Origin of the sequence: Marinoscillum sp. MHG1-6, assembly GCF_024714475.1 — a bacterium.
Taxonomy (GTDB): domain Bacteria; phylum Bacteroidota; class Bacteroidia; order Cytophagales; family Cyclobacteriaceae; genus JAMZMI01.
Map to the genome: position 1 here is coordinate 341,564 of NZ_JAMZMI010000002.1, position 26,443 is coordinate 368,006.

General features: G+C 42.6%; 28 protein-coding genes and 1 riboswitch. Of the genes, 21 read left to right on the forward strand and 7 right to left on the reverse strand.

The features are described from left to right. The first annotated feature begins 11 nt into the window (after positions 1 to 11). From NXR94_RS05130 to NXR94_RS05190, 13 genes are all read left to right on the forward strand, one after another. Entirely contained in the window at positions 12 to 977 is a 966-nt protein-coding gene (locus tag NXR94_RS05130) for an NAD(P)-dependent oxidoreductase (RefSeq protein ID WP_258103511.1), read from the forward strand. Positions 978 to 981: 4 nt separating this feature from the next. Then, positions 982 to 2,106: a hypothetical protein gene (locus NXR94_RS05135; RefSeq protein WP_258103512.1), complete on the forward strand. Its 1,125-nt coding sequence runs from the start codon at positions 982 to 984 to the stop codon at positions 2,104 to 2,106. Between the two features lie 3 nt (positions 2,107 to 2,109). Further along, on the forward strand, positions 2,110 to 2,883 hold the full coding sequence (locus NXR94_RS05140) for an SDR family oxidoreductase (protein WP_258103513.1): 774 nt from the start codon (positions 2,110 to 2,112) through the stop codon (positions 2,881 to 2,883). Next, positions 2,880 to 3,341, forward strand: a complete 462-nt coding sequence (locus tag NXR94_RS05145; RefSeq protein WP_258103514.1) for a 3-hydroxyacyl-ACP dehydratase FabZ family protein — start codon at positions 2,880 to 2,882, stop codon at positions 3,339 to 3,341. Before NXR94_RS05140 ends, NXR94_RS05145 begins: the two co-directional genes overlap by 4 nt. After that, on the forward strand, positions 3,331 to 4,620 hold the full coding sequence (locus NXR94_RS05150; RefSeq protein ID WP_258103515.1) for a beta-ketoacyl synthase: 1,290 nt from the start codon (positions 3,331 to 3,333) through the stop codon (positions 4,618 to 4,620). The genes NXR94_RS05145 and NXR94_RS05150 overlap by 11 nt, the downstream gene beginning before the upstream one ends. After that, positions 4,617 to 4,871 carry an acyl carrier protein gene (locus NXR94_RS05155; RefSeq protein ID WP_258103516.1) on the forward strand — a complete coding sequence of 85 codons (255 nt, stop codon included), beginning with the start codon at positions 4,617 to 4,619 and terminating at the stop codon, positions 4,869 to 4,871. The genes NXR94_RS05150 and NXR94_RS05155 overlap by 4 nt, the downstream gene beginning before the upstream one ends. Positions 4,872 to 4,965: 94 nt before the next feature. Further along, a complete protein-coding gene (locus tag NXR94_RS05160; RefSeq protein WP_258103517.1) occupies positions 4,966 to 5,502 on the forward strand; it encodes a 4'-phosphopantetheinyl transferase superfamily protein in 537 nt (178 codons plus the stop codon). Positions 5,503 to 5,738: 236 nt separating this feature from the next. Further along, entirely contained in the window at positions 5,739 to 7,166 is a 1,428-nt protein-coding gene (locus tag NXR94_RS05165; protein ID WP_258103518.1) for a circularly permuted type 2 ATP-grasp protein, read from the forward strand. An 11-nt stretch (positions 7,167 to 7,177) separates the two neighbouring features. After that, positions 7,178 to 8,158, forward strand: coding sequence for an alpha-E domain-containing protein (locus tag NXR94_RS05170; RefSeq protein ID WP_258103519.1), 981 nt, complete (start codon positions 7,178 to 7,180; stop codon positions 8,156 to 8,158). Between the two features lie 22 nt (positions 8,159 to 8,180). Continuing rightward, complete coding sequence (locus NXR94_RS05175) at positions 8,181 to 9,005, forward strand: transglutaminase family protein (RefSeq protein ID WP_258103520.1); 825 nt, start codon at positions 8,181 to 8,183, stop codon at positions 9,003 to 9,005. Positions 9,006 to 9,068: 63 nt separating this feature from the next. Beyond that, complete coding sequence (locus NXR94_RS05180; RefSeq protein ID WP_258103521.1) at positions 9,069 to 9,674, forward strand: hypothetical protein; 606 nt, start codon at positions 9,069 to 9,071, stop codon at positions 9,672 to 9,674. Between the two features lie 9 nt (positions 9,675 to 9,683). Then, on the forward strand, positions 9,684 to 10,730 hold the full coding sequence (locus NXR94_RS05185; RefSeq protein WP_258103522.1) for a hypothetical protein: 1,047 nt from the start codon (positions 9,684 to 9,686) through the stop codon (positions 10,728 to 10,730). Then, positions 10,730 to 11,578 (forward strand): HAD-IIA family hydrolase, encoded by an 849-nt coding sequence (locus tag NXR94_RS05190; protein WP_258103978.1) that lies wholly within the window; start codon positions 10,730 to 10,732, stop codon positions 11,576 to 11,578. The genes NXR94_RS05185 and NXR94_RS05190 overlap by 1 nt, the downstream gene beginning before the upstream one ends. Before the next feature lie 3 nt (positions 11,579 to 11,581). On the opposite strand, the gene NXR94_RS05195 is transcribed toward NXR94_RS05190, so the two are convergent. From NXR94_RS05195 to tpx, 3 genes are all read right to left on the reverse strand, one after another. Beyond that, positions 11,582 to 11,818, reverse strand: coding sequence for a cysteine-rich CWC family protein (locus NXR94_RS05195; protein WP_258103523.1), 237 nt, complete (start codon positions 11,816 to 11,818; stop codon positions 11,582 to 11,584). A 51-nt stretch (positions 11,819 to 11,869) separates the two neighbouring features. Beyond that, the gene (gene metE / locus NXR94_RS05200; RefSeq protein ID WP_258103524.1) at positions 11,870 to 14,185 is read right to left on the reverse strand and encodes a 5-methyltetrahydropteroyltriglutamate--homocysteine S-methyltransferase; all 2,316 of its coding nucleotides are present in this window, start codon (positions 14,183 to 14,185) and stop codon (positions 11,870 to 11,872) included. A 165-nt stretch (positions 14,186 to 14,350) separates the two neighbouring features. Continuing rightward, positions 14,351 to 14,577, reverse strand: a riboswitch (cobalamin riboswitch). A gap of 260 nt (positions 14,578 to 14,837) precedes the next feature. Next, positions 14,838 to 15,332: a thiol peroxidase gene (tpx, locus tag NXR94_RS05205; protein ID WP_258103525.1), complete on the reverse strand. Its 495-nt coding sequence runs from the start codon at positions 15,330 to 15,332 to the stop codon at positions 14,838 to 14,840. A gap of 98 nt (positions 15,333 to 15,430) precedes the next feature. On the opposite strand from tpx, the gene NXR94_RS05210 reads away from it, so the two are divergent. From NXR94_RS05210 to dinB, 3 genes are read left to right on the forward strand one after another with little or no spacing between them, the layout of a single operon-like run. Next, entirely contained in the window at positions 15,431 to 16,075 is a 645-nt protein-coding gene (locus NXR94_RS05210; RefSeq protein WP_258103526.1) for a TetR/AcrR family transcriptional regulator, read from the forward strand. A gap of 13 nt (positions 16,076 to 16,088) precedes the next feature. Beyond that, entirely contained in the window at positions 16,089 to 17,348 is a 1,260-nt protein-coding gene (locus NXR94_RS05215) for an MFS transporter (protein ID WP_258103527.1), read from the forward strand. Between the two features lie 56 nt (positions 17,349 to 17,404). Next, a complete protein-coding gene (gene dinB / locus NXR94_RS05220; RefSeq protein WP_374987996.1) occupies positions 17,405 to 18,445 on the forward strand; it encodes a DNA polymerase IV in 1,041 nt (346 codons plus the stop codon). Here the strand turns inward: dinB and NXR94_RS05225 are convergent. Further along, positions 18,428 to 19,168, reverse strand: a complete 741-nt coding sequence (locus NXR94_RS05225; RefSeq protein ID WP_258103529.1) for an AAA family ATPase — start codon at positions 19,166 to 19,168, stop codon at positions 18,428 to 18,430. The two genes, dinB and NXR94_RS05225, sit on opposite strands and share 18 nt — an antisense overlap. A gap of 133 nt (positions 19,169 to 19,301) precedes the next feature. Between NXR94_RS05225 and NXR94_RS05230 the strand changes: the two genes are divergently transcribed. The 5 genes from NXR94_RS05230 (at position 19,302) to NXR94_RS05250 (ending at position 22,639) form a co-directional block, all read left to right on the forward strand. Beyond that, positions 19,302 to 19,892, forward strand: a complete 591-nt coding sequence (locus NXR94_RS05230; protein ID WP_258103530.1) for a TetR/AcrR family transcriptional regulator — start codon at positions 19,302 to 19,304, stop codon at positions 19,890 to 19,892. A gap of 34 nt (positions 19,893 to 19,926) precedes the next feature. Beyond that, a complete protein-coding gene (locus NXR94_RS05235; protein ID WP_258103531.1) occupies positions 19,927 to 20,859 on the forward strand; it encodes an alpha/beta fold hydrolase in 933 nt (310 codons plus the stop codon). 24 nt (positions 20,860 to 20,883) lie between these two features. Next, positions 20,884 to 21,312 (forward strand): hypothetical protein, encoded by a 429-nt coding sequence (locus NXR94_RS05240; RefSeq protein ID WP_258103532.1) that lies wholly within the window; start codon positions 20,884 to 20,886, stop codon positions 21,310 to 21,312. Positions 21,313 to 21,388: 76 nt separating this feature from the next. Then, complete coding sequence (locus NXR94_RS05245) at positions 21,389 to 21,652, forward strand: hypothetical protein (protein ID WP_258103533.1); 264 nt, start codon at positions 21,389 to 21,391, stop codon at positions 21,650 to 21,652. Positions 21,653 to 21,748: 96 nt separating this feature from the next. Next, positions 21,749 to 22,639, forward strand: a complete 891-nt coding sequence (locus NXR94_RS05250; RefSeq protein ID WP_258103534.1) for a hypothetical protein — start codon at positions 21,749 to 21,751, stop codon at positions 22,637 to 22,639. A gap of 231 nt (positions 22,640 to 22,870) precedes the next feature. Here the strand turns inward: NXR94_RS05250 and NXR94_RS05255 are convergent, their stop codons facing one another. From NXR94_RS05255 to ftsZ, 3 genes are all read right to left on the reverse strand, one after another. Then, positions 22,871 to 24,232, reverse strand: coding sequence for a fasciclin domain-containing protein (locus NXR94_RS05255; RefSeq protein ID WP_258103535.1), 1,362 nt, complete (start codon positions 24,230 to 24,232; stop codon positions 22,871 to 22,873). 169 nt (positions 24,233 to 24,401) lie between these two features. After that, on the reverse strand, positions 24,402 to 24,689 hold the full coding sequence (locus tag NXR94_RS05260) for a hypothetical protein (protein WP_258103536.1): 288 nt from the start codon (positions 24,687 to 24,689) through the stop codon (positions 24,402 to 24,404). A gap of 163 nt (positions 24,690 to 24,852) precedes the next feature. After that, complete coding sequence (gene ftsZ, locus NXR94_RS05265; RefSeq protein ID WP_258103537.1) at positions 24,853 to 26,436, reverse strand: cell division protein FtsZ; 1,584 nt, start codon at positions 26,434 to 26,436, stop codon at positions 24,853 to 24,855. Positions 26,437 to 26,443: the final 7 nt, after the last annotated feature.

Here is a 26,443-nt window from a genome sequence, read left to right on the forward strand (position 1 = left end):
AAGCTTCCTTTGTGAAAATTCTCATAACTGGCGCAAATGGTTTTTTAGGAAGCTGGCTGTGTCAGGTCGCTACTGAATTACATTCAGCAAGAGTTTTTGCCCTTGTACGCCCAAAGGCGAATATTGGCCAAATACAGAATTTGGACGGCCTTCAAATACTCCAATCGGATTATTCGGAATTGAGCCTCAACGAAGTACTCACAAAACTATTGAATGAAGAAGGGGCAATGGATCTCATGATTCATAATGCCGGACTCACCAAATCAATCCATCGAGAAGCCTTTTTCAAGATTAATGTAGGACTTACCAATCGGGTAGTTCAAGCCATTCAGGAGACTGGTATTTTAACCGGAAAGCTGGCTTATGTATCCTCACAGGCAGCTCTTGGTCCGGTGGGACTGAATGGTCCGGTATCGGCCTACGGAGATAGTAAATTGGCTGCAGAACAGGTTATTATGAATTCAGGCCTCAATTACCTGATATACAGACCTACAGGCATCTACGGCCCAAGGGACAACGAATTCCTGGCATTATTCCAATCTGTGAAAATGGGGCTCTACCCATGTGCTGCACCGAAAAATCAGAAAATGACACTGATCCACGCTTTTGATGTAGCAAATAATGTGATCACACTTTCCTCTCAGGATTTTACCAACAAAATCATTCACCTGGAAGATGGAAAGGTTTACTCCCATTCGGGAATGAAAGCCGCCATTGAAAAAGTATTGAATAAGCGATCCTTGATGCTCGTTATCCCTATCTGGCTCACAAGACTTTCGCTTAGAACAATCAAGTTCTTCGGATCGATATTTGGCTTCGAACCTATCCTAACGGTGGAAAAGCATAATGAAATCACTAAAGATTGGGATCATGATTTTTCGTTAGAAAGAAAAGAAATACCTTTATCGATCAAGTTTGATTTACATTCCGGATTTGCCAACACATACGAACACTACAAATCCGAAAACCTGGTTTAAATAGATGAGTATTACCGTTGAGGAGGTCTTGTCCAAAAAAGATCTTAAGGCATTTATTAAGTTCCCGTTTGGGCTTTATAAAGGCAACCCCTATTACGTTCCCCCGGTTTTGGATTTTGAAATAAGCACTTTGTCTAAAGACAAAAATCCAGCATTTGATCATAGTGATGCTGTTTATTTTCTGGCCAAAAAAGACGGAGAAATTGTAGGCAGAATTGCCGGTATCATTCTCAATGCTGAGCTCGAAGCAGAGAAGCTGATGCGTTTCGGGTGGGTGGACTTTATCGACGACAAAGAGGTCTCTAAGGCGCTTATTGATAAAATCACTGAATGGGGCAAATCGAAAGGTGCGCAAAACATCCACGGCCCTATGGGCTTTACAGATCTGGATTTTGAAGGATCCCTGGTACAAGGATTTGATCAGTTGGCAACGCAGGCAACCATCTACAACCATCCTTATTATCATGAGCACTATGAAGCTCTTGGATTTGGAAAGGCTTGCGATTGGGTGGAATTGAGGGGTACTGTGCCCACAGAAATTCCAAGACGTCTTGGGAGGGTCGCCTCAATTATTACCTCCAGATTTAATCTTGAGGTCAAAAAATTTAAAAAGAGTAAGCAGGTTTTAAAATATGCGGGACAAGTGTTTGACCTGCTCAACGAGTGTTATAGCGATCTTTATGGCTATCACCCACTTACTCAAAAGCAAATTGACTACTACATCGATCAGTATTTCGGATTCGTCAGAATCGAATTCGTGACACTTATCGTTAATGACAAAGATGAAGTGGTGGGTTTTGCTATTTCATTCCCTTCTTTATCAAAAGCATTCCAAAAAGCAAAAGGGTCCATGTTCCCATTCGGGTTCATTCATATCCTTAAGGCTTTTAAAAGCAACGAGCATGTCGATATGTTTTTGATAGGAGTAAAACCCGAATACCAGAAGTTGGGTGTTAGCCCACTAATTTTTCACGAACTTTTAAGCACGTATATCAATAAAGGAGTGAAAAAGGTATCTTCGGGGCCCATGATGGAGGACAACTACGGAGTACTCAATCTTTGGAATGAATACCAGGACAATATTGATACCGGTAGCATCAGAAGAAGGTGCTACAAAAAAGCAATCTAATATATGAAGAAGTACGCGATCATCATTGGAGGGTCTAGCGGTATAGGTTTAGCGTCTGCTAAAAAACTGGGCCAGGAAGGATTTGGCCTGGTTATCGTACACCGTGACAGACGATCAACCATGCAGGTCTTTGAGGCAGAAGTAAATGAGTTGAAAGCAGCGAATATTGAGGTTCATACCTACAACATAGATGGCACCAACAAAGAAAAGGTAATTGCGGCTTGCGAAACCTTCAAGCAAGACTTACCTAATGTGCAATTTTCTGTAATGCTTCATTCGCTGTCAAGAGGTAATTTAAAGAAGCTGATCAGTGATGGGGAACCTGAACTATCTGAAGAGGATATTCACCTCACTATTGATGCGATGGCCATAAATGCCCTGACATGGGTCAAAGCCCTCACCGGCAATCAACTCATGGCAAAAGGAGGTCGAGTGATTACATTAACTTCCGCCGGAAGCCAAAAGTACTGGTCAGGTTATGCAGCCGTAGCTATCGCTAAATCCTCACTTGAAATCCTGACAAAATACCTGGCGGTTGAATTGGCCGGACACGACCTTCGTGCCAACGCCATCAATGCGGGAATTACCGATACACCTTCATTGAAATTTATCCCAGGCTATGATGACTTGGTAAAAGAAGCAACCAGAAAAAACCCACTGGGAAGGATGACACAACCAGAAGATGTTGCTAACGTTGTTTATTTGCTAAGCAGACCGGAAGCCAACTGGATCAACGGCAGCATTATTAACGTAGATGGAGGAGAAACATTAATATGATTTCACCGCAAGAAATTATAGACAAACTACCCTACAAAACACCTTTTCACTTTGTAGATGAGTTAGAAGAAGTAACCGATAAAGGAACGGTCGGATACTATACCCTAAAACAAGATGAGTATTTCTTTCAGGGGCACTTCCCTGGCAACCCTGTGACTCCGGGAGTGATTATCGTGGAGATCATGGCGCAGATTGGGTTGGTTTGTCTCGGAATCAATTTAGAGCACAACAAGTCCAATAATTCTGATAATTTTGTACCCCTCTTTTCATCGACCAATGTTGATTTTTTGAAGCCTACTTACCCCGGAGATAAACTCAAAGTGAGTTCAAGGCTGATATATTATCGCTTCGGTAAGTTGAAATGTTCAATTGAATGCCATAATTTGACCTCAGACGAGTTGGTGTGCAAGGGTGAATTTTCTGGCATGATCGTAAAAAAGGATAACGTTGAGAAATAATAGAGTTGTTATAACAGGTCTAGGGGTAGTGGCTCCAAATGGTACCGGTGTGGCAGCGTTCAATGAAGCGCTACAACAGGGAAAATCAGCCATTAAGTTTCATGAAAAACTTAAAGAGTTGAATTTCAGATGTCAAATCGGAGCCAAAACCAATGTTGAACAATCATATAAAGAGAAATTACTTCCTGATTTTTTTATTGGAAAGGTCAGAAACAATGCCATCATCAATGCATGTCTTTCTGGCATGGAGGCCTGGCTGGATGCCGGGTTAACTCCTAATGAAAATGGGGTAGATTATGAGTCAGGAATCGTTTTTGGCGCCGGAGACTTAAGTTTTGACGACGCAAAAGCACCCAACGAAGCACCAACTGTCTTAATTGATGCCGGAAATAATCGAAGGTTAGGTTCGCGATCCATATCAGAATGCATGAATAGTGGTGCGAGTGCCTACCTAAATAATATTCTTGGATTGGGAAACCGTATAGTCTCCAACTCCTCAGCCTGTGTCACCGGCAGTGAAGCCATACTTGTGGGATATGAACACATTAAAAATGGCAAGGCAAAAAGAATGATCTGCGGTAGCACGGAATCTGACGGACATTATATCTGGGGTGGTTTTGACTCCATGCGCGTACTTTGTAGTGACTCCAACGAAAATCCTTCATTTGGATCCCGTCCAATGAGTGCCACAAGTTCCGGATTTGTACCAGGAGGTGGTTCAGGAGCACTTGTACTTGAATCCTTAGAAAGTGCCCAGGAAAGAGGAGCAAAAATCTATGCCGAAATATTGGGTGGAGAATTCAATTCGGGGGGACAACGAAATGGGGGTACCATGACTGCGCCTAATTCTGAGGCTATCGTCGCGTGCATAAAGTCCGCTTTGGCCGAGGCGGATATAGACCCAAAAGAAATCGATCTTATTTCAGGACATCTGACTTCCACGAAAGGTGACCCTATTGAAGTCCAAAACTGGGTGACAGCTTTAGGTCGCTCCGGAGAAGACTTTCCATACATCAACACTCCAAAATCAATGATTGGACACTCTGTAGGGGGTGCAGGCTCAATCGAGTTGGTGGCCAGCGTACTACAAATGGAACACGGATACGTCCACCCTAACCTCAATTGTGAAGAATTACACCCTGAAATAACCAGGTTGATTTCATCCGATCGGGTACCAACAGAAATGGTGAGCAAAAAAATTGATACGGTAATTAAGGCGAATTTTGGATTCGGGGATTTAAATTGCGTCTTAGTTTTAAGAAAATGGAGTAACAAATGACCAGAGAGCAAATCAAAGACGAACTAAAAGGCATCATAGGTGACTATGTTCCGGAAAAAGAACTCTTGGAATCTCTAAGTGAAGAACATGAACTAATTGGCGATTTAAAGATAAATTCAGCACATATCGTAGATATTGTTTTGGATATCGAAGACAAATATGACATCATGATTGAAGATGAGGCCATCGGTAAAATGGGAACTGTAGGCGAATCTATCGACATCATCTTCCAAAAGCTGGATTCAAAATAATAGCACAAGACTTCCTTGAAAGCCTCGATTATCGAGGCTTTTGTTTTTTATACCCCCGGCAATTCCTAGATTTAGCTCATTAAATAATCAGGTTTTGATTGGTATAGATGTCGTAGATCACTCCGACCCCCTCCTTCGTCCACGCAATGAACGAAGCTTTAGGCTCATCTCCCACCCCTCCGATCAGCATGATGCTACTATAACAACTGATCTGGAAAATCTCTTTTGGCTATACTGGGCTGCCAAGGAAGCGATCTACAAAGCCAACCGGTTGCCTATACGTTTTGCACCAAAACAAATCCCCGTTTCTATTACTCAAAAAAACGGCTCGATTTCCATTCTATCGAATGACATTCAGGGATTCATTGATCAAAACAATAGATCCACATTATGTATTTGCTGGAATAAAGCAATTAGCTCCACCCCCTGGTATCAGCTATTTGAATCGATCGAAAAAGATCAATCTTTGGAAGTTCGGAAACAGCTCATTCTTTTCCTGATGGAAAAGGGAATTGAAGGGGAAATGTCAAAAGACTGGAAAGGCCTCCCTGTTGTTAATTATAATGGCAAAGCCCACCTGACAACCTTTACCCATCACCACAAGCTAGCGGCCTTCATTTGTGAGCAATAGACCGATGATCATTTGGTTAATCGTGCCAAAATTTAAAATATCAATATTAGAAAAGTGATATTTTAAATTACCCATAATAATCATATATTAATAGAACCGCAATTGCGAAATTATCAGAAACAAGAGGAGTAAATTCAAAGTTTAAGAATTGTTTGCGAATCCTTAAATAAAATTCTTATTTCATTTAAAATTTACTATCTTTTTGTTGATTTTGTTGCCAACAAAGCAATGCTTATATGATATTTCAGGACTACGAAAATGAGGAGCATTTCGACGAAATGTTTGATGATGAGGGGGTTTGCCGTGAACACTACCAACAATTCAAATCAGCATTAGACCAATTTTCCAAGAAAAAACTCCAGCAACTACAGGAGACTACTGACAAAGCTCAGATTGCGATGGGCATGACGTTCAATGTTTATCATGACAATAAGGGCGTTGAAAAAATCCTCCCTCTTGACATCCTCCCCAGAATCATAAGCAAATCAGATTGGGTAACCATTGAAAATGGATTACAACAAAGGATTGAAGCCCTCAACCTTTTTCTTCAGGATATCTACAATGACCAAAAAATATTAAAAGACAAGGTCGTACCTAAGGACCTCATTCTTTCCAGTAAAGATTATCTTGAGCCCTGTATTGGGTTGACGCCGCCAAAAGGTATTTGGTGCCACATATCCGGTAGTGATATTGTACGTGATAAGGAAGGCACTTTCATGGTGTTAGAGGATAACCTTCGATGCCCTTCCGGTGTATCCTACCTCCTTGAAAACAGGGAAATAATCAAAAGAGCGTTCCCTCGATTATTTGAAAGCATCGGAGTCCAGCCGGTATCAGATTATGCCGGATCATTGCTAAGAATGTTGCGGTACCTTTCCGATAAAGACCAACCAACGGTGGCTGTCCTCACTCCGGGAATGTACAACTCAGCTTATTTCGAGCATTCCTACCTTGCGCAACAAATGGGTGTTCAACTTGTCTCGGGCATGGACCTAATTGTAGAAAACAACAAAGTCTACATGCAGACCACCAAGGGACTGCAACAAGTGGATGTACTCTACCGAAGAATCGACGACACTTTCATGGATCCTCTGACCTTCAACCCTAAATCCATGTTGGGTGTACCTGGGATTTTTGAGGCCTATAAAGCCGGAAACGTAGCCATAGCCAATGCGCCGGGAACAGGGATTGCAGACGACAAAGCAGTCTATGCGTATGTGCCTAGAATCATCAAATATTATCTTGATCAGGATCCCATCATCTCCAATGTACCTACCTACTTGTGTAGCGAGGAAAAAGACCGGAAATATGTCCTGGACAATATAGAGGAGCTGGTGGTGAAAGAGACCAATGCTGCAGGTGGATATGGAATGCTTATCGGTCCAAAGGCTACAAAGGAGGAGCATGCCAAGTTTAGAAAGCTGGTATCAGACAATCCAAGAAATTACATTGCCCAACCCACACTGTCATTATCTACCGTCCCCACCATCAGCAAGTCGGGAATATCTCCACGACATGTTGACTTAAGACCTTATATTTTATACGGAAACGACATCAAAGTAATCCCGGGAGCACTGACAAGAGTGGCTTTGAAAAAGGGATCACTTGTCGTAAATTCATCACAAGGTGGCGGAAGTAAGGACACCTGGGTTCTTTATGATTAAAGAAGAGAAATATGCTAAGTAGAGTTGCGGAATCATTATTCTGGCTGGGAAGGTACACCGAGCGTGCCGACAATTATGCCAGGTTCACAGATGTTAATTTTAATCTTTCCCTGGATTTACCTCCCGGAATGAAAGAGCAATGGGAACCCCTAATTGCTGCAACCGGAGATTGGGATGACTTTACCAAACGGCACAAAGACTTCACACGCGAAAGCGCCATCAACTTTCTTGCTTTTGATACTGAGAACCCCAACTCAATTATCAATAGCATTAAGCAAGCACGTGAAAACGCTCGTGTTGTACGAGAGAATTTATCGAAGGAAATGTGGGAGGTACTGAATGACCTTTATCATTACATCAATACCGCTGCAAAAAAGAAAATTTGGAGAAAAGAAGATCCAAGTGATTTCTTCAGACATGTCAAAGAAAGTATACAGCTTCTTAATGGGTTAACCTATGATACCGCTCCACGAACGGAGGGTTATTACTTTACCCGACTGGGCCAGTTTCTGGAAAGAGCAGACAAAACATCACGCATTCTAGATGTCAAGTATCATGTGCTACTCCCGTCTGTAGAAGATGTGGGATCACCTTTAGATTTTCTCCATTGGACTGCACTTCTTAAGTCCGTGAGCGCCTTTAACGCCTACCGCAGAAACTATGGCACCATCATGCCTTCGAACGTTGTGGAGTACCTGGTACTGGACTCAAAGTTTCCAAGATCCATCCTGTTCAGCCTTAGTAATGCAGAGGAATGTCTGCATGAAATCTCTGACTCCCGCGGAAGAAGCGGTTTTTCAAACAGGATAGAGAAACTGATTGGTAACCTGAGGTCTGACCTGGAATTTGCAGAGGTTAGCGACGTTATCAATTTCGGGCTTCATGAATATATGGACAATCTGCAACAAAAAATCAATACGCTGTCAGAGGCCATATTTGAGCAATATTTTAAAGTCAAACCGAACTATGTATTAGAGGAACAATCTCAATAAATCGGTCTATCTTAACCTACTCATGATGAACCTGACCATTGAGCATACCACACAGTACCTTTATGAAAAAGAGGTCTTTTTAAACCCTCATCATCTACGCTTCCACCCGGCGTTGCGGGAACATATACAGTTAAAATCCTTCAAACTTGATGTTACTGAAGAACCCGAAGGCCTTACTCAGCGAATAGATGCTGAAAACAATATTTATCATCAATCATGGTTTTCGGAAAAGCATAAATCCCTGAAAATTCATGCAATTTCTAAAGTGAAGGTCAGTGAGCTTAACCCCTTTTATTTCTTAAGAGAAGAGCAGGACTATATGAACCAACCTGAGCTCCAGATATACCTGACCCCATTAACAAAATTATCTACGGAATTGCAGGAATGGGTTAAAACCCAAAGCCAAATCTTTGGGGATGATCATATGACCCTGATTGGAGGAATCAACAGGGAGATCAGTCAAAAATGGGCTCACAAAGTACGTTACCAACCCGGTATACTCGAACCAAATGAATGTTTCAAGGTAGCTGAGGCTTCCTGTAGGGATTTATGCTGGATGATGATGGCTGCCCTCAGACATCTGCATATACCTGCCAGATTTGTCAGCGGTTATGCCTTCAATCCTGAAATGGAGGAAGGACATGAGCTTCACTCATGGGTAGAAGCCTGGATTTCAGGTGCCGGATGGGTAGGATTTGATCCTGTTTCCGGACTATTTTGTAATCATTTCTACATTCCTCTTTCAGCTTCCTATCATCCCAAAAACACGATGCCCGTCATTGGAAGTTATGGAGGTGATTGCGCTTCCACCATGAATACCGAGCTAAAAATCACACTTAGCCTTTGATGTTTTTTCCTTAAAATCTGACTCTGGTTCAGGAGTATTTTATATTTGAGAAAAATCAGGCTTATGAAATTTTTTCAATATCTCTCTCTAACCATCGCCTTTTTTGGATGCTTATATGCCATCTCATTTTTTATGCCTCACCACTCTGTGATCGAGGCAGCAGAAGATGCTGAAACACTTATTGGAAATTCTAGTACGTATGCCAGAGAACATGCCTATAACCGTAGCCTTCATCATCTTGAGCTGGCAATAAATGCCATTAAGGATATAGAGCAATACCTTGATTCAACCGATCAAAGAACCATCGATAAAGCAATCGCCGACCTTGAAAAAGTCCATCTGGAAATGAAAGGCGATAGCTTGATTGAAAAGGATATGAATCATGCCTTTACCAAAGCAATGAATGCACTCACTTATGCCGAACTTAAAGTGAGTGAGCATTTTTTCGCAACGGATGAATACCACGAAGCTATGGTAGCCCTAAAATATGGATTGGTTCATATTCAAAATGCCCTTCGGTTTGTGGATAGAGGCCACATGGCTTACGAACTTCATATCTACCAGGAAATTGACTCCCTTATTGAACATAGTGATTTACCAAAGCATCTCATTCTTGAAGAACTGGATAAGATGGTCTCCGAACTTTCGGTAATGGTAGAAGAGGAATAATATCATAGAATGGAAAGAATTATCAATTTTGCCCAGATTGTTGAAGAGGCCTGGAAAGACTACGATTCCTCAAGAGAGATCAAGTCAATTGAGGATATAAGTGCAAAGGTTTCTACCAACCACGTCTATCGAATAAGACTCGAAGATGGCAGCATCATTATTGGAAAACTATCCTACTTTGGGAAATTCGATCATTTCGTAGAAGATCACTCGATCATAAATGCCCTTGCAACGAATCTTCCGGCTCCTTTTGAAAACTTCCTGGCGAAGTCATTAACCAAACATGGTTCACTTTTTGTCCATCGATACCAAAACAGCCTTTTGGATGCCTGGGTGGTATTCTATAACCCTATACAGATTGACCAAAAACTACCCAAAGTTCAAACGGAGAAAACAATTGCTATTCTAGGTGAGGAACTCGCCCGTTTTCATAAGTCATGCTTTACGATAAAAAACACCCTCCCTCCTAACTTTAAACAGGTGGACCATGACATCAACCACTTGTTTGAACTGCTACAAACCGATACCGGGAAATTTGCGCACCGTGGGAATGAAGAAAATATCAAAAAGCAGTGCAACACCTTTTTAGAAAACTGCGATAAACTTGAGGTTTCCAGGATGGATTCAATCCCTGTCTTCGTCGATTGGAATATTGGTAACTTCTCCGTTACTAAAGACTTCAGGTTTTTCTCTCGATGGGATTATGACTGGTTCAGAATGAGCTCCCGGGTAATGGATTTTTATTTCTTTAGTCGAGTTTGCTCTGCCATTGGTGATCGGACAGTCTTCAGCTACCATATCGACCCGGTCATGGAGGATCGCTTCATGATTTTCCTAAAAGCCTATCATAAGATTTACCCGCTGACCGAAAACGAGATCCGATTAATAAAAGAAGCATACAGATTCTTTATCATCAACTATGTAATCAAGGACGGGCGATATTTTTTCCATGAAATTTATGCGACAAAGCTTCAACATGAAGCCCATCAAATTTATTTCCCTAAATTAGAAGAGTCCTTCGACGCTGATAAAATCTTAAAAGCCCTGAATATTTGATGAACCTGACCTCCTTCGAATCGATTGTCACTCAATACAAAACCATTTTTTTTGATGCCTTTGGTGTCCTTAAAAATCATCAGGGACTGCTTCCGGGTATAGGTAAAACCTTCGAATTACTGGAGAGGGAAAATATTGATTTCTTCGTCATAACCAATGACTCTTCAAAAGGTCCATCTGAATTAGCAGCTAGCTATCAAAGACAAGGTCTGACACAAATCACCGAGGAAAAAATAGTCTCCTCCGGCATGTTGGCAAGAGAATACCTTACACACAAAGTAAAATCAGGCTCTGTTGCCTATTTGGGTACTCCTGAATCCGCCCATTATATTGAGAAAGTAGGACTTAAAACAGTATCCATTAAGGATCTTGACCTCAACAATGTTCAGGACATCAACACGCTGGTGTTTTTGGATGATGAAGGTTTCGATTGGTCGAACGACCTGAACAAAACGGTCAATTTATTGAGATACAATAATATTACTTCGATCGTTTGCAATACAGATATGGCCTATCCGGTAGCTAAAAACGAAGTAGCTATTGCCATTGGTGGTATCGCCAAAATGGTTCAGGAGATCGTGGGAAAAAAGTTTATTCGATTCGGTAAACCCGATGCTCAAATGTTCATTTTCGCTTATGAGCACGCCCTCAGAGAAGGACAGCATGTTCAGAAAAATGAAATTTTAATGGTTGGGGACACCCTTGTGACGGACATCCTCGGAGGAAACAAATTTGGTTTAGATACCGCACTGGTACTTAGCGGAAACACCCTTCCAGCCAATGCTGAAACCCGAATCTTATCTTCCGGAATTATCCCCACCTATGTATGTGAGTCGGCAAGTATCTAAGGATTAACCAAATTGGTCGCCGAGGCCTTTGAGCTTCTCCTTAAACTGCTTTTGCTGATATTGTCTTTTTCCTTCTATCAGACAGTTTTTGCAGAGACAATCTTCATATCCCTCCTTCAAAAACTGACGTTCCTCATTGGTCATGGTCACTGTCATACACTGACATAAGTGGATGGACCCCACTTTACATTCGAAAGAGCTTCCGCATTTAACACATTTCTTTATTTCGTGCTTTTCCATGATAAGAATTAAGCAGGGCCATAATGACCCCGCTCCTTTTGATTATCAAATTTAGTCTACCAATTCAGAAACTGATTGTCTGAGCGTTTGTGCCGCATCGACCATCGCCTCAAGGGCCTTTATGGTCTCCGGCCAGTTTCTCGTCTTAAGTCCACAATCCGGATTAACCCAAAGTCGGTCCGCTGGAATTACGCGCACTGCCTTTTCCATCAAATCAACCATTTCTTCCCTGGTGGGCACACGAGGTGAATGGATATCATATACTCCGGGGCCTATTTCATTAGGGTAGTTAAACTTACCAAACGCATCGAGCAGCTCCATTTGCGAGCGACTGCATTCAATGGTAATCACATCCGCATCCATCGCTGCAATGTGCTCGATGATGTCATTGAATTCAGAATAACACATGTGAGTATGTATCTGCGTTTTATCCTTCACATTGCTCGTTGAAAGCCTGAAAGCCCTGACCGCCCAGTCCAGATAATCAGACCAATCTCCACGACGAAGAGGCAGTCCCTCCCGTATGGCCGGCTCATCTACCTGGATGGCACTGATACCGGCGGACTCCAAATCCTTCACCTCATCCGCGATAGCCAGGGCTATCTGATTACAAGTATCCTTTCTTGGCTGATCATCTCTTACAAAAGACCATTGAAGAATTGTAACAGGCCCGGTAAGCATTCCCTTGACCACCTTTTCAGTAAGCGACTGGGCATACGCCGACCACTTCACTGTCATCGGCTTAGGCCTTTTCACATCACCAAAAATGATTGGAGGCTTCACGCAGCGCGAACCATAGCTCTGCACCCAACCAAAACGGGTAAAAACGAACCCATCCAATTGCTGACCGAAATATTCGACCATGTCATTTCGCTCAAACTCACCATGAACCAGTACGTCCAAACCGATTGCTTCCTGTAACTGGATCGCTTTTTTCGTAGCGGTCTGCAATTCCAGTTCGTATTGGTCATTCGTGATTTCTGCTCGACGATGTTTCAATCTCAACTGACGGATGTCCACCGTTTGAGGAAAGGAACCAATCGTGGTAGTTGGGAACAGTGGTAAGTTCAGTCTTGACTTCTGGATCTGCTGACGCGTTCCAAAACCACTCATCCGGCTAAAGTTCTCCGGTCGAAGGGCAGAAACCCTCGCTTTAACGTTTTCATCATGGATCAATTCCGAACGCTTCCTCGCTTCAATCCTTCGCTGATTTTCAATATACGTTGGGTCTTCCTTCCTATTCGAGTCAAGTTCAGCCAGCACGGCTAGCTCTTTGATCTCTCCCAGCTTTTGGCGAGCAAAGGACAGCCATTGTTTAATTGTTGGAGGTAGTGCTGCATCGTATTCCAACTGTAAATCACATGGGACATGGAGGAGTGAACAACTCGGCGCAATCATCACACGGTCCTCACCAAGTTTTTCTATCGCCTTTCCTATGAGCTTCAGCGAGTTGTCGTAGTTATTGATCCATACATTGCGACCGTCCACTACCCCTAGTGAAATAGACATTGGAGACTTTACATTGTCCAATATATCATCGAGTTGAGATGGGTCACGAACCAGGTCTATATGAAGGGCACAAATGGGCAGAGAAAGTGCCAGTGATAAATTTTCACGTAAGCCTTCAAAGTATGTCGTCATTAAGATCTTAAGATCAGGATATTGTACTCTGATCTCCTGATAAACACGCTGATACAACTCAACAGCCCTAGTCTCCAGATCCATGGCCAGGAAAGGCTCATCCAACTGGATCCATTCGGCTCCGGCCTCGACCAGGTTTCCAATCAGCTCCAGGTAAACCGGTAAAAGCCTGTCAATCAGATCCAGCTTATCAAACCCGTCTTCTTTCTCCTTGCCAAGAAGCAAATATGTCAATGGTCCAATCAGTACCGGTTTAGTACTATAACCCAGCTCAAGCGCTTCTTTGAACTCCCTTACCGGCTTATCATCAAAGAATTCGAAGGTTTGGTCGGCTGTAAACTCCGGAACAATGTAGTGATAGTTTGTATCAAACCACTTGGTCATTTCCATTGCCGTAAGATCAAGGTCTTCCTTTTGCACACCTCGTGCCATGGCAAAATACAGGTCTAACAGTTGCTCCTTTTGCCCTGTCAGTACTTCATATCGCTTAGGAATAGCACCCAGTACCAACGACATATCCAGTACCTGGTCATAGTAAGAAAAATCATTGGAGGGGATCAGGTCCAGGTCGGCTTCAGATTGAAGGCGCCAATTCCTTTTTCGAATGTCAGAAGCTACCTTCTGAAGTACCGTTACATCAATCTTACCACTCCAGTACTGTTCACAAGCAAATTTCAGTTCTCTCTGGCTACCTATCCGTGGATAGCCCAAATTGTGTGTTTGCATTTTTAAGCTTTTAAATAATTAAAGAATTAGTTTAAAAGCTCTTTAGCCCAACTTCACAACACTTTAGAAACAGAACAGGAAAATGAGGACATAGGGATTCCACGTCGCAACCATTCTCTGACCTACTTCATTACGCGAAAGTATTGTCAAACTCCACCAATATGCTATTGGCAGATCGAACAAGGCAGGTCTCCTGGCTATTCTGATCCTTGTCGGCCTTCTCATTCTGCCGGTAGCAAAACAATGGCGATTAGTAACAAGGACACGCTATGTCAAACTTTGACAAGTTGGACATCAGAAATTACAGTTGCGCGTCAGCTCGTGATTCACACACGATTCCCTTTTAATTGCATCACCTGGCGGCGAAGCAAACCCCGATCGATTTTGATCAAGAAATCAAGAAAAGAACTTCAGGCGCCAAATATAGACAAAGAGATCCATGAGTCAACTGTAAAAAACAAAACCCCACTGGATAAGTGAGGCTCAATATTTAATCCTACTTTGTTAGGTTTGAGAAAAAGCCAAAGCAGGTTTGTTCCATTATTCCCCCTTTATACAAAAGGGGTATGGCAGGGGATTTATAAATAAATCCAACCCTGCATTTCTGATGCATCATCATCTAAACTTGACAAGAGCAGGCTTACTACGAAGCTCACAAGGCTCCTAAAGCAGCCTCATAATTAGGTTCCTGTGAGATAAACGGTACCTGCTCCGTATGAATCACCACCCCGCTTTCATCCAACACCACGATGGCTCTTGAGTTCAATCCTTTCATATATCCCTCTGTAAACTGAACTCCATAATCCACAGGAAACGAGCTTCTGAAAGTGGATAGCGTTTCCACATTATCTATACCCTCAGCCGCACAAAACCTTCTATAGGCATATGGAAGATCTGCAGAAATGCAAAGCACCACCGTATTCTCAATTTCAGTCGCTTTGTCATTAAACTGACGTACGGATGTGGCACAGGTACTCGTGTCTACACTTGGAAAAATATTGAGGATCACCTTCTTACCACCATATTCAGACAATGAAACTTCTGACATATCAGGTTTGACCAGGGTAAAATCAGGAGCCTGACTCCCGATACCGGGAAGCTCTCCGATCGTGTTTACAAGATTTCCTTTTACTTCTATTTGAGCCATATTGGAATGTTTTTCTTTCGATTTGATTAACAGGCCCAAGATAGAAACTGTTTTTCCAAATATTCAATCAGACTAGGTGAAGTAAAATAATATCATAAATGAACGAACATTCATTTAATTTTGTCGTTCATAAGCCAAAGTACATTCATACTGTGAGATTAAGAGACGAACAAAAACAAGCTACCATACAACAAAAGGCGATTGAGATCATCGTTGCAGATGGTTTCGATGGGCTTAGTATGCATAAACTAGCCAAAGCAGCTCAGGTCTCTCCGGCCACCATCTACATCTATTACAAGGACAGAGATGATCTGATCATTCAGCTAAGTATCGATGCAGAGCGGAAAATGTTTGAGGCCACCATGGAAGGGTTCGATCCTCACATGTCTTTTGCCGAAGGGCTTCGACATCAATGGAAGAGTCGGGCCAGCTATTTTCTAAAACACCCTGTACAAATGCACTTTTTGGAACAGGTGAGGTATTCTAAATACCATGAAGAAGTATTTCATGAGGCAAAAGCAGACTACATAGCAAGATTGACTTCTTTCGTACAAAATGCTATCGACAATAAAGAGTTAACGCCATTACCATTGGAGGTGTACTGGTCCCTGGCCTTCGCTCCGCTTTATCAGTTGGTAAAGTTTCACATCAATCAAAAAGGAATGCATGGCAAACCCTACATCCTTGAAGAGAAAACCATCGAACTGGCAGCCTCACTGGTATTAAAAGGACTCAAACCATAAAAGTTCAGAATAAATGGATCAAAAAACCACAACAAAATGGACCTTCACCTCCTATCAAAAATTCGTGATCGCCCTATTGGCGTTTTTACAATTTACCGTGGTATTGGACTTCATGGTGCTCTCACCACTCAGTGCAATTCTACTGGATGAGCTTAATATTACCACGAGCCAGTTTGGTCTGGTAGTCTCGGCCTATGCCTTCAGTGCCGGAGCAGCAGGACTCCTTACGGCAGGGTTTGCAGACCGGTTTGATCGCAAGCGCTTGTTGATATTTTTCTATACCGGTTTTTTAGTTGGAACATTTTTCTGTGGTATTGCCCCGGATTACCGCACCCTGCTAATTGCAAGAGTTGTTACGGGTATTTTTGGTGGAGTAATGAGTTCAGTGAGCTATGCGATCATTACAGACCTCTTTGCTTTGGAGAAAAGGGGACGTGTGATGGGCTTTGTACAGATGGCTTTTGCGGCCAGTCAGGTGCTTGGTATTCCCTTCGGTTTATACCTCGCCAATCATTTCGGATGGCATTCACCGTTTCTTCTTATTGTTGCTTTGGCATCTGTTGTTTTGATTCTGGTGATCGCCTACCTGAAACCCATCAACGAACATTTACAACTTCAATCTAAGAACAACGCCTTCGTTCATCTCTTTCATACTTTGAGCAACAGAAGATACCTGAAAGGTTTTAGCGTAACTATCTTTTTAGCCACTGGTGGATTTATGCTGATGCCATTTGGGAGTGCATTTAGTGTGAACAACCTGGGAATCACTTTGGAAGAACTTCCATTTGTCTATATGGTCACCGGACTATTCACCATTGGTTTCGGACCCCTGGCAGGTAAGGTGAGTGATAGCTTTGGGAAATACAGGGTCTTTACAGCGGGATCCATTTTGGCGATCATTATTATCACCATTTACTGTAGTATGGGACTGACCCCTATGTGGCTGGTGATCCTGATGAATGTCTTGCTCTTCGCCGGGATTACGGCGAGAATGATCTCCTCACAAGCCCTGATTACAGCAGTTCCTGATCCTAAAGACAGAGGCGCTTTTATGGGTATCAACTCCTCTGTAATGCAGATATCCGGAGGTATTGCCTCTGCGATTGCTGGCATGATAGTTTCTCAGTCGGATTCCGGAAAAATTCTTCACTACGATACGCTGGGATATGTCGTTAGCGGAACGGTCATCTTAACTATCATTTTGATGTACTTCATCAATAAAATGATTTTCGGACCACAAGTGGAAGAACCCAGACTCAAAAGGGCTGCATAACGTATCTTTTAAGTGTGATTGAGCCTACAACCATCCGAAAAATTATTCATGTTGACATGGATGCATTCTTTGCATCTGTTGAACAACACGATAATCCTGAACTGAAAGGAAAACCTGTGGCGGTTGGAGGCAGCAAAGAGCGGGGTGTGGTGGCAGCGGCCAGTTACGAAGCCAGAAAATTCGGGGTTAAATCTGCCATGCCTTCATCTATAGCCGCCCGACAATGTCCGGATCTCATTTTCGTCAAACCGAGGTTCAGTCGATATAAAGAAGTCTCAGAACAAATTAGAGAAGTATTTCATGAATACACCGATCTCGTAGAGCCACTTAGCTTGGATGAAGCTTATTTGGATGTCACCCAGAACAAACTCGGAATTGAATACGCCACGCAGATTGGTCGGGAGATAAAAAGAAAAATCAAGGAACGCACAGCATTGACCGCTTCAGCTGGCATTTCATATAATAAGTTTCTCGCCAAGATCGCCTCCGATATGGACAAGCCTGATGGCTTTTATGTCATCCTCCCGGAGCAGGCCGAAGCATTTCTGAGCAAGCTGCCCATTTCAAAATTCTTTGGCATCGGAAAGGCAACAGCAGAAAAAATGAAGAAAGCCGGAATATTCACCGGTGCGGACCTACGAAAAAAGAGTCTTTCAGACCTCCAACTAAGATATGGAAAAACAGGCGAATACTATTATCACATTTGTCGTGGGGAAGATTCTCGCCCGGTAATTCCTGATCGGGAGCGTAAATCGATTAGTGCTGAAAATACCTTCGAATTAGATTTGACGTCTTATGAAGAGGTTGTGAAAGAGGCCATGAATATTGCCGATATCACTTTCAAACGTTACGATAAGCTGGAAAAATCAGGACGTACCATTACCCTCAAGGTGAAATTCGATGATTTTAAGTCCATCACCAGAAGTCATACACTAGAGCAACCACTTCAATCTCTGGAAACATTGCGATCGGAGGTCATGCGGCTCATTGACCCAAATATTACTGAAACAAACGGTGTTCGGCTGCTCGGTGTTGGTATTTCAAATTTCAAGTCCCCCTCAGAAGATAGCCCTATCCAGTTAACCCTTAGCTTCTGAGGTTTCGGCGGTTACTCGCGTAACCGACTGATCTATCCAACCACGATCCTTCAGCATGTGCAATACCAGATCAACAATTTCATGATCTGAAAGAGTCTTCACATTGATCACCAGATCAAAGACAGAAAGATCAAACGGTACACCAGTCAAATGCTCAGTCCATTTCACACGGTCTTCATCATGATGCCTAATCAGTTCTTCTGCTTCTTTTTCAGAAATTTTACGCCTCTCAGCAATACTTCTAATTCGCCATTCCCGAGGAGCTATGAGTCGGATTCGAAGCACCTGTGCAAGGTCATTGGTCAGGATCGCCCCTCCTCTACCTACCAAAATTATATTACCTTCTTCAGCATGATGGTGCATTATTTCCCTGACCTTCTCAATGATTTTCTCATCTGAAACATTGTATAGTTGTGAAAAGGATGAAAATATATCCGAGAAGCTATCCGAATGGTATTGCATTATCCTTTTATCCAGGACATCCGTGGTAATCTTCAATTCCTTAGCTGCTTCATCCAGCACTTCTTTGCTAACCATTTTCCATGGTTGCCGGTGGGAAATAAACTTGTGATGCTCATTGATTTCATGGATCAAAAGCTGAGCTACCCGATTAGCTTCACATCCAAATTCTCTAGAAATAGTGACAACTGGCCCATCATGCTTATGGAGACGACTTCTTTTTTCATCCCGCTCATTCATATATTTTTTCAAATCAATTGACATGATCGTGGGGGTTAAGGTTCTACATAATTCTAGAACAAACGATCCCTCATTTTAATGCCCGAAAACTGAGATATTCCAGAGTCGCATTCCTAAGGGATTTGGAAATTAATATACCGATCGGTATATTTGTAGTATGGGAAACCCAATTGAGACACGAGATACCATTATCAAAAAGGCAATAGCCCTTTTCAACACTAAGGGTTATCGTGCGACTTCCCTATCCGACATCACCAAGGCTACCGGACTCACCAAAGGGGCGATTTACGGAAACTTCGAAAACAAGGATGCCGTAGCTGTTGCCGCTTATGAGTATGCAGCTCAAAAAGTCATTGACCAGCTAACCATCCGTATCAAAGCAGCACCGACTGCACCGCTGAAGCTCAAAGCAATTGCTCATTATTACACGGAATATGTTACAAATCCACCCATTCAGGGGGGGTGCCCAGTGATTAACACTTCCATAGAAGCTGATGACAACTACCCACTTTTAAGGCTTAAAGTGGTACAAACCATGGCCATGATCAAAGAATCATTCAAAAAGATCATCCACCGTGGAATAAGCGAAGGACAAATCAAGAAGGATATTGATGTGGAAGCCTTTGCCAATGTTTTCTATGCCACCATCAAAGGTGGAATTATGATTTCCCTTACCGAGGGAAATGCTACTACAGCCAGGTTTGTTTCGAAGGAGATTGATCGAAGAGTTGACGAAATAAGCCTCTAATTTTTTTATCCAATAAAATACCGATCGGTATATTATGAAACAGCAAAACATCACAATCACTTCACAAAATCCAAATTCAGGACGCCAGTCCACCAGGAAACAATCGAGTGGACAGGAATGGATCAAAAGAGGGCTGCGTGTCATGCAGCATTTTTCAGCACCTAAAACAGCTGAGATCATCTGGAACTTTGCCGTGCGTCCTCATCGCAGAAAGTTCACAGCTAAACAGGTCGCACTTATCGAAAGAGCGGAAACCAGTACCATCGAGTATCGGGGAGCAACCCTCACTACCTATCGATGGGGCTCTGGTGCCAGGAAGGTGCTACTTTGTCATGGATGGAATTCAAGGGTAGCCGATTTTCGACGAATGATCGAAACACTGGTCGAAGCAGGGTTTACTGTAGAAGGCATCGACATGAAAGCCCATGGACAATCGGAAGGCAAATCCACCGCACTGCCTGAGTTTTGCGAGGTGCTTCAATCTTATTATCATGAACATGGCCCCTATTATGCTTTGGTAGGTTATTCTATGGGCGGACTTGCTGCCGGCATCGTCACTTCGGAATTATCGGATTATTTGAAACCGGAGCAGCTGATCATCATTTCTGCTCCACCATATGTGCGTTACTTTTTCTCTGATCTTGTGAAGAAGGACATTGGTTGCAACGAGCAGGTTTACGAGCACATGTGTGATCTCGTTCATCATAACTATGATCAGTCAATAGACCATTTTGACTTAAGGGAGAAAACATCTGAGCTTTCAAAGCAGAACATCACACTCATTTATGACGAGGATGACCAAACTGTACCCTTCCAAAAGGGCCAGGAACTGCATAGGCACTATCCAAATGCCACGTGGGTACACACCAGGCAAATGGGGCATTATAATATCATTTCCGAGCATCAGGTGATAAAACTGATAACAGCATCACTATTGGAAGAGAGTCTTAATCCGGTAATGGTTTGAGGCTATATTTGCCGAAAAAAAACTATGTATACAGGATTTCTTCATACCCATTCAGGTCTTAGATGGATTGTTTTACTCTTGATGGTTGTTGTAATTATAAAGTCATTTATTGGATGGTTCGGAAATAAGAACTTCACCAAGCTGGACAACATCCTTTCTTCTGCGACAGTGGGATTATTGGATTTACAGTTTTTAATCGGTCTTGTGCTTTATTTTATTAGCCCCATCGTACAGTCGGCACTGGATTCCGGAAATATGATGAGTGATGATAACCTCAGATTTTGGGGAGTAGAGCACGTGGTGACTATGGTTATTGCCATCGCATTGGCACATATCGGAAGGGCCAAAGCCAAAAAAGCATCAGATTCGACCGGGAAGTTCAAGTTTTTAGCTATCTTCTTATCTATCGCCTTATTGGCTGTGGTATTCGCTATTCCGTGGGAGCGGGTCTAAACTAAGAGACTGTTTCTCAAACAATTTGATACCACAGGCCGTTAAAACTATGGTCTAACTTAAAATCAAAATTGTTATGAAATCGTTTTTCTCATTCATCTTAGGATTGGCCGCCGGACTTGGAATTGCCTATTATGCCGACCCGAAAGGGAGCCAGGCAAAGCTGAAAAAGCTTGAAAAGGAATTAAAGAAGAATAGAAAAGTATTGGATCAAAAACTGGATGAATACAAATCCATGTACAATGGTGTTGTTGATAAATATGCAAAATCATCCAAGGACCTGATTGAGTCAGCCAAAGGGACCGTTGAAAACGTTAAAAAATCCGTGAAAGCCCATTAAGCTTTCCGGATCATTAGAGGGTAAAGCAACTGAAAAATGCAGTGTCTTGTTCTTTGAGTATTCTTATGTTTGATCAACATTCAAAGAATGAAACTAATGTTTTCACTGTTCTACCCTTTTTTTCTTCTCTCCTTACTTTCCTGTCAACCCGCTGGAGAGCAACTTCAAACGGACACCAATCCTTACGAAGAACAATTAAAGGCTTATTGGTATAACGGAGAGGCAGAGCTCACTTCCTATCAACTACAACAGGCCAGATATGGCGAGATCAGAGATGGGCATGCTGTGCACATTTTCGTCACTGAAGATTTCTCTTCTAAAACCTTTACCAAGGCCGATCAACCGGCGCCGGAAAATGTTTCGGTCCTTAAGCTCAACTCCACCCGCAAATTTGTCACCGGAATCTATCCTTATTCGATGATGACGAGTACCTTTTTCCCCTTTCCAAACGGGGAAAACTCATTGAAGATATCAACCTCTAGCCAGGAATGGTGCGGTCATACCTATATGGAATTACTGGACCAACAAGGGTTTCAAATTGCGAACCATTCCTATTTTCAAAGTGAATCCAAAAAATCTATCAACCTGGATAAAGCTTTACTAGAAGATGATCTTTGGTCAATGATTCGTATCAATCCTGATGCGCTCCCTATTGGGAAAATGCAATTAATCCCCTCTTTTACGTATATCAGATTGTCACATCAAGACCTGAAAAGTTATCAGGCCGACATCAGTATTGTGAAGGACGAAGACTCTCATACCCTATCGATTAATTATCCGAATCTGGAAAGAACCCTGATGATCACCTTTGAAAAGCAATTTCCATTTCAAATCACCGAATGGACGGAGACTTACTATAGTGGATGGGGAGAAAACAGGAAGCAACTGACAACTACCGGAACACTGATGAAAACTATTCGAACAGACTACTGGACCAAGAACCACGTAGCTGATAGTGTTTGGAGGGAGAAACTAGGTTTGGACTAGAGGGCCCTTTGCTGCTGTTGGCTTTTGGCCATTAGCCTGATCGCGTCACCAAGCAACCGCCAGCTTGCAACACAGGACAGCTTATTGACTTTACTGAAACTCACACTGCCGCCAGTTTGCAACTGGTGGCGTCAATCCAAAAATAGCACTCCATCATTCCACTTTATTTTATACCAAAAAGCCCCTCTCCATTGCTGAAGAAGGGGCCAATCCAATCACATAAACAAACTGCTATGGCACTAAAACCGCATCAATAACATGGATAACTCCATTGGTAGCTAAAGTGTTTGTACCTGTAATAGAAGCCGAGCCATCAATGGTAAGTGTATTGAGGTCAAACGTTAGGGATGCAGAAGAATTAGCTGTACCCAACATATTGGACGCATCAAGTGCGCCCGCCAAATCTACATCGAACACACGGCCAGGCACCACATGATAGGTTAAGACAGCTATTAGCGTTTCCAAAGGAATATCCGCAAGCGTGTTCCATGATGCCTCTGAATCCAATAATGCTTGAAATGCTGCATTGGTCGGGGCAAAAACAGTGTACTCTGTTTCGCCGCTTAACACCGTCAATAAATTTTGTTCAGCCGTTCCTTCATCAGCCGTACGCTGAAGTGCAGCTACCAGCGAGTTGAATTCACCATCCTCTGAAAGTGCGACGGCTATATCCACAATGTTTCCTGAAGGTGGCATTAATACATTGTCAAGCACGTGAACTACTCCTGATCCGGACTCCACATCTGTAGCAATAACCTTTGTAGATCCATTAATAAAAACACCATCTCCAGTTACCGAAAAGTAGATATCTCCATTTAGCGTAGTAGCCATGTTCGGAATGTCGGCAGCCAACACCTTCGATCCAATTACGTGATAACTCAACACATCACCCAACACATCCGCACTCAAGCTCGAAACATCAACACCAGCATCAATAAATGCCTGATTATTTGGAGCAAAAATGGTTAGGTTGTCAGTAGTTAATAAGGTTGAAACCAGATCCGCCTTAACCGCGGCCTCAATAAGCGTTGAATAATTAACATTAAAATAGGCAGGTTCAAGAACAGTATTAACAAACTGTCCAATGTCCCCAGGTACGAGCACAGCATCAATGGTATGAATGATACCATTAGAAGCTTCTACATCGAATGGGCTGATAACTGATGCCCCATTTACAGCGATACCGGATTGGGTCGCAAGATCAATTGAAGCACCATTTAAGGTAGCCAAACTCCCTGCGGTAACTTCTGATGATTCCACAGAGGTATTCAATACATGATAGAGCAAAATCTTCTCGAGTACAGAGGTAGGAACATCGTCTATACTACTTTGACCTATAGTCGCTAGCAAAGCAGCAAATGCCTCATTCGTAGGCGCAAAAACGGTGAAGTTTCCATCCCCAGCCAATGCAGCGTCTAGTCCGGTCTTCTCGAGTGCAAGAGCCAGAGAGGTAAAACCATTCGCTTCGGCCAACTCTACAATGTTATCAGAAGGTTCTGACGAGTTGTTCATATTTTCATCATTGTCATTACATGAAAGCACAACCATCGCAATAGTTAGCATCATAATCCATGAGAGAATTGTATTTTTCATAATTGTTAATGTTTGATTTGGGGTCCCAACAAGGTGTTGATTCATTTTGTTTAACTTTTTTAATTATTTATTAAACAAAATATTCCCCAGACACAAAAAAGCCTTCCCCCATTACTGAAGAAAGGCTTTGACTTATCTCTACTAGAATATCTTAGGCTACATTAATATCTTAGGCTACATTGAGCGTCTTAATCATATCGACCGGCCCAAATTGCTTGGTATGTACTACGGTCCCTTTTCCTTTAATAAGGTTGATCTCGGTGCCCGGAAAACCTGTTTCTGTATGCTTGGCAATTACGGCATTGTAGAAGGTTCTGGCTTGTTCTACGCCCCCTTTACCAAAATCATGTCGATGATCATATTTCTGAACTTTACGTCCAGGAACCACATGATACATGGAAACAACAACTGAATATGACGGCTTAAATAAATTAAAGAAATTATCCAGGATTTTCATGCGAGTACGGTTTGTTTTGAATTAACACTTAAAATTTTAGTGTTTAATACCCAAGTTTAATAAATCGAACGCTTATTTGAAATATAAAATGCATTGAAGAGCAAAAAAATAGAGGCCGCACGTTCTTAACGTGCGGCCGATCACAGGCAGAAATATTTGTGATCTAATCTACATTATCGTGCAAATACTTGTTGTTTCCGAGTATTTGATTGTCTTCAGTCAAGTTAAATTTCGAAATGTTTCTATCCGCAGAATGAGGAACCTGCACGAAGTTGATCTTCTTGCGCTCATAGGCAGGTACATCGAATTTATTTTTATAATCCTGCGCACTGATATCTGTTTTTTGTGAGCCATTAAGCAATTCTTCTCGCTTTCTGCGCTCTTCCATCAGTTGAACCTTTTTGGAATGAACATCCATGCTCGTCAATTTTGACAGGTCGATAGGATCTTTTCTTTCCTCCATTTTTGGCCTTTCAAAAACAGAATCCTCCTCTTCTTCCTCCTCAAACTCGAAGTCAAAGTCACTGTCTTCGTCTTCTTCCATCTGATCTTCACGCTCCACCGCTCTTTTGATTTCATCTTTCAAAAAATCAAAAGTGAATGGTCGCTCATTTTCCTCCTCCCTGTTATCCTCTTTTGGAAGATCAATCTCATCTTCTTCATCCTCTTCCAGGCGATCTTCTGCCGCATTGAAAAGTCTGATTTGACGTGGATTTTCCAGGTCAAAAACCTTCTTACGCTCTACCGATTCCGGAGTGCTTTTCTTAGCGATAGGCTTAATTTCCTCATGTGCAAAGCCAGTAGCGATTACCGTTACCTTGATATTTTCACCAAGCTCAGCATCTACACCGTGACCGAAGATCACCTCAGCATCATCGCCGGCAAACTCCTGCATGTAGTCAGTAACTTCAGCCAATTCATCCATTTGAAGCTCAGCTTCCTCACCGGACATAATGGAGAGCAATATTTTCTGTGCTCCGGTGATGTTCTGGTTGTTAAGCAATGGTGAGTTGAGTGCCTCTTCCGCTGCACGTCTGGCACGGCTCTCGCCATAAGTTTGTGCAGAACCCATCACGGCCGCCCCGGCGTTCTTCATTACAGTCTTAACATCTTCAAAGTCGACGTTGACATAACCCGGTACGGTAATGATCTCAGCGATGCCCTTGGCCGCAGTAGTTAATACGTTATCAGCCTGAGCGAAAGCCTCTCTAATGGCCAGATTGCCAAAAATCTCTCTGAGCTTATCATTGAGTATTACCAGAACTGTATCACAATGCTCCTTAAGTGCAGCGATACCTTCATTGGCCTGGTTCATCTTTTTCTTTCCTTCGAATGCAAATGGAGCAGTGACGATCCCAACAGTCAGGATGTCCATTTCCTTTGCAACCTGTGCGATAACCGGCGCTGCACCTGTTCCGGTACCACCGCCCATACCAGCCGTAATAAATACCATTCGGGTATCCTCTGCCAGCATCTCGCGAATGTCTTCTTTAGACTCCAGCGCTGCATTTCGCCCCTTTTCAGGGTTAGCACCAGCACCTAAACCTCCAGTAAGTGACGCACCAAGTTGGATCCTGTTCGGAACAGGGCTGCTTTCCAATGCCTGAATGTCCGTATTACAGACCACGAACTCTACGTCTTTGATCCCGGAGTTATACATGTGGTTAACGGCATTTCCACCGCCACCACCTACACCTACCACCTTGATGATGGATTTGTGATGTGTGGGTAAATCAAATGAATACATAATTTCT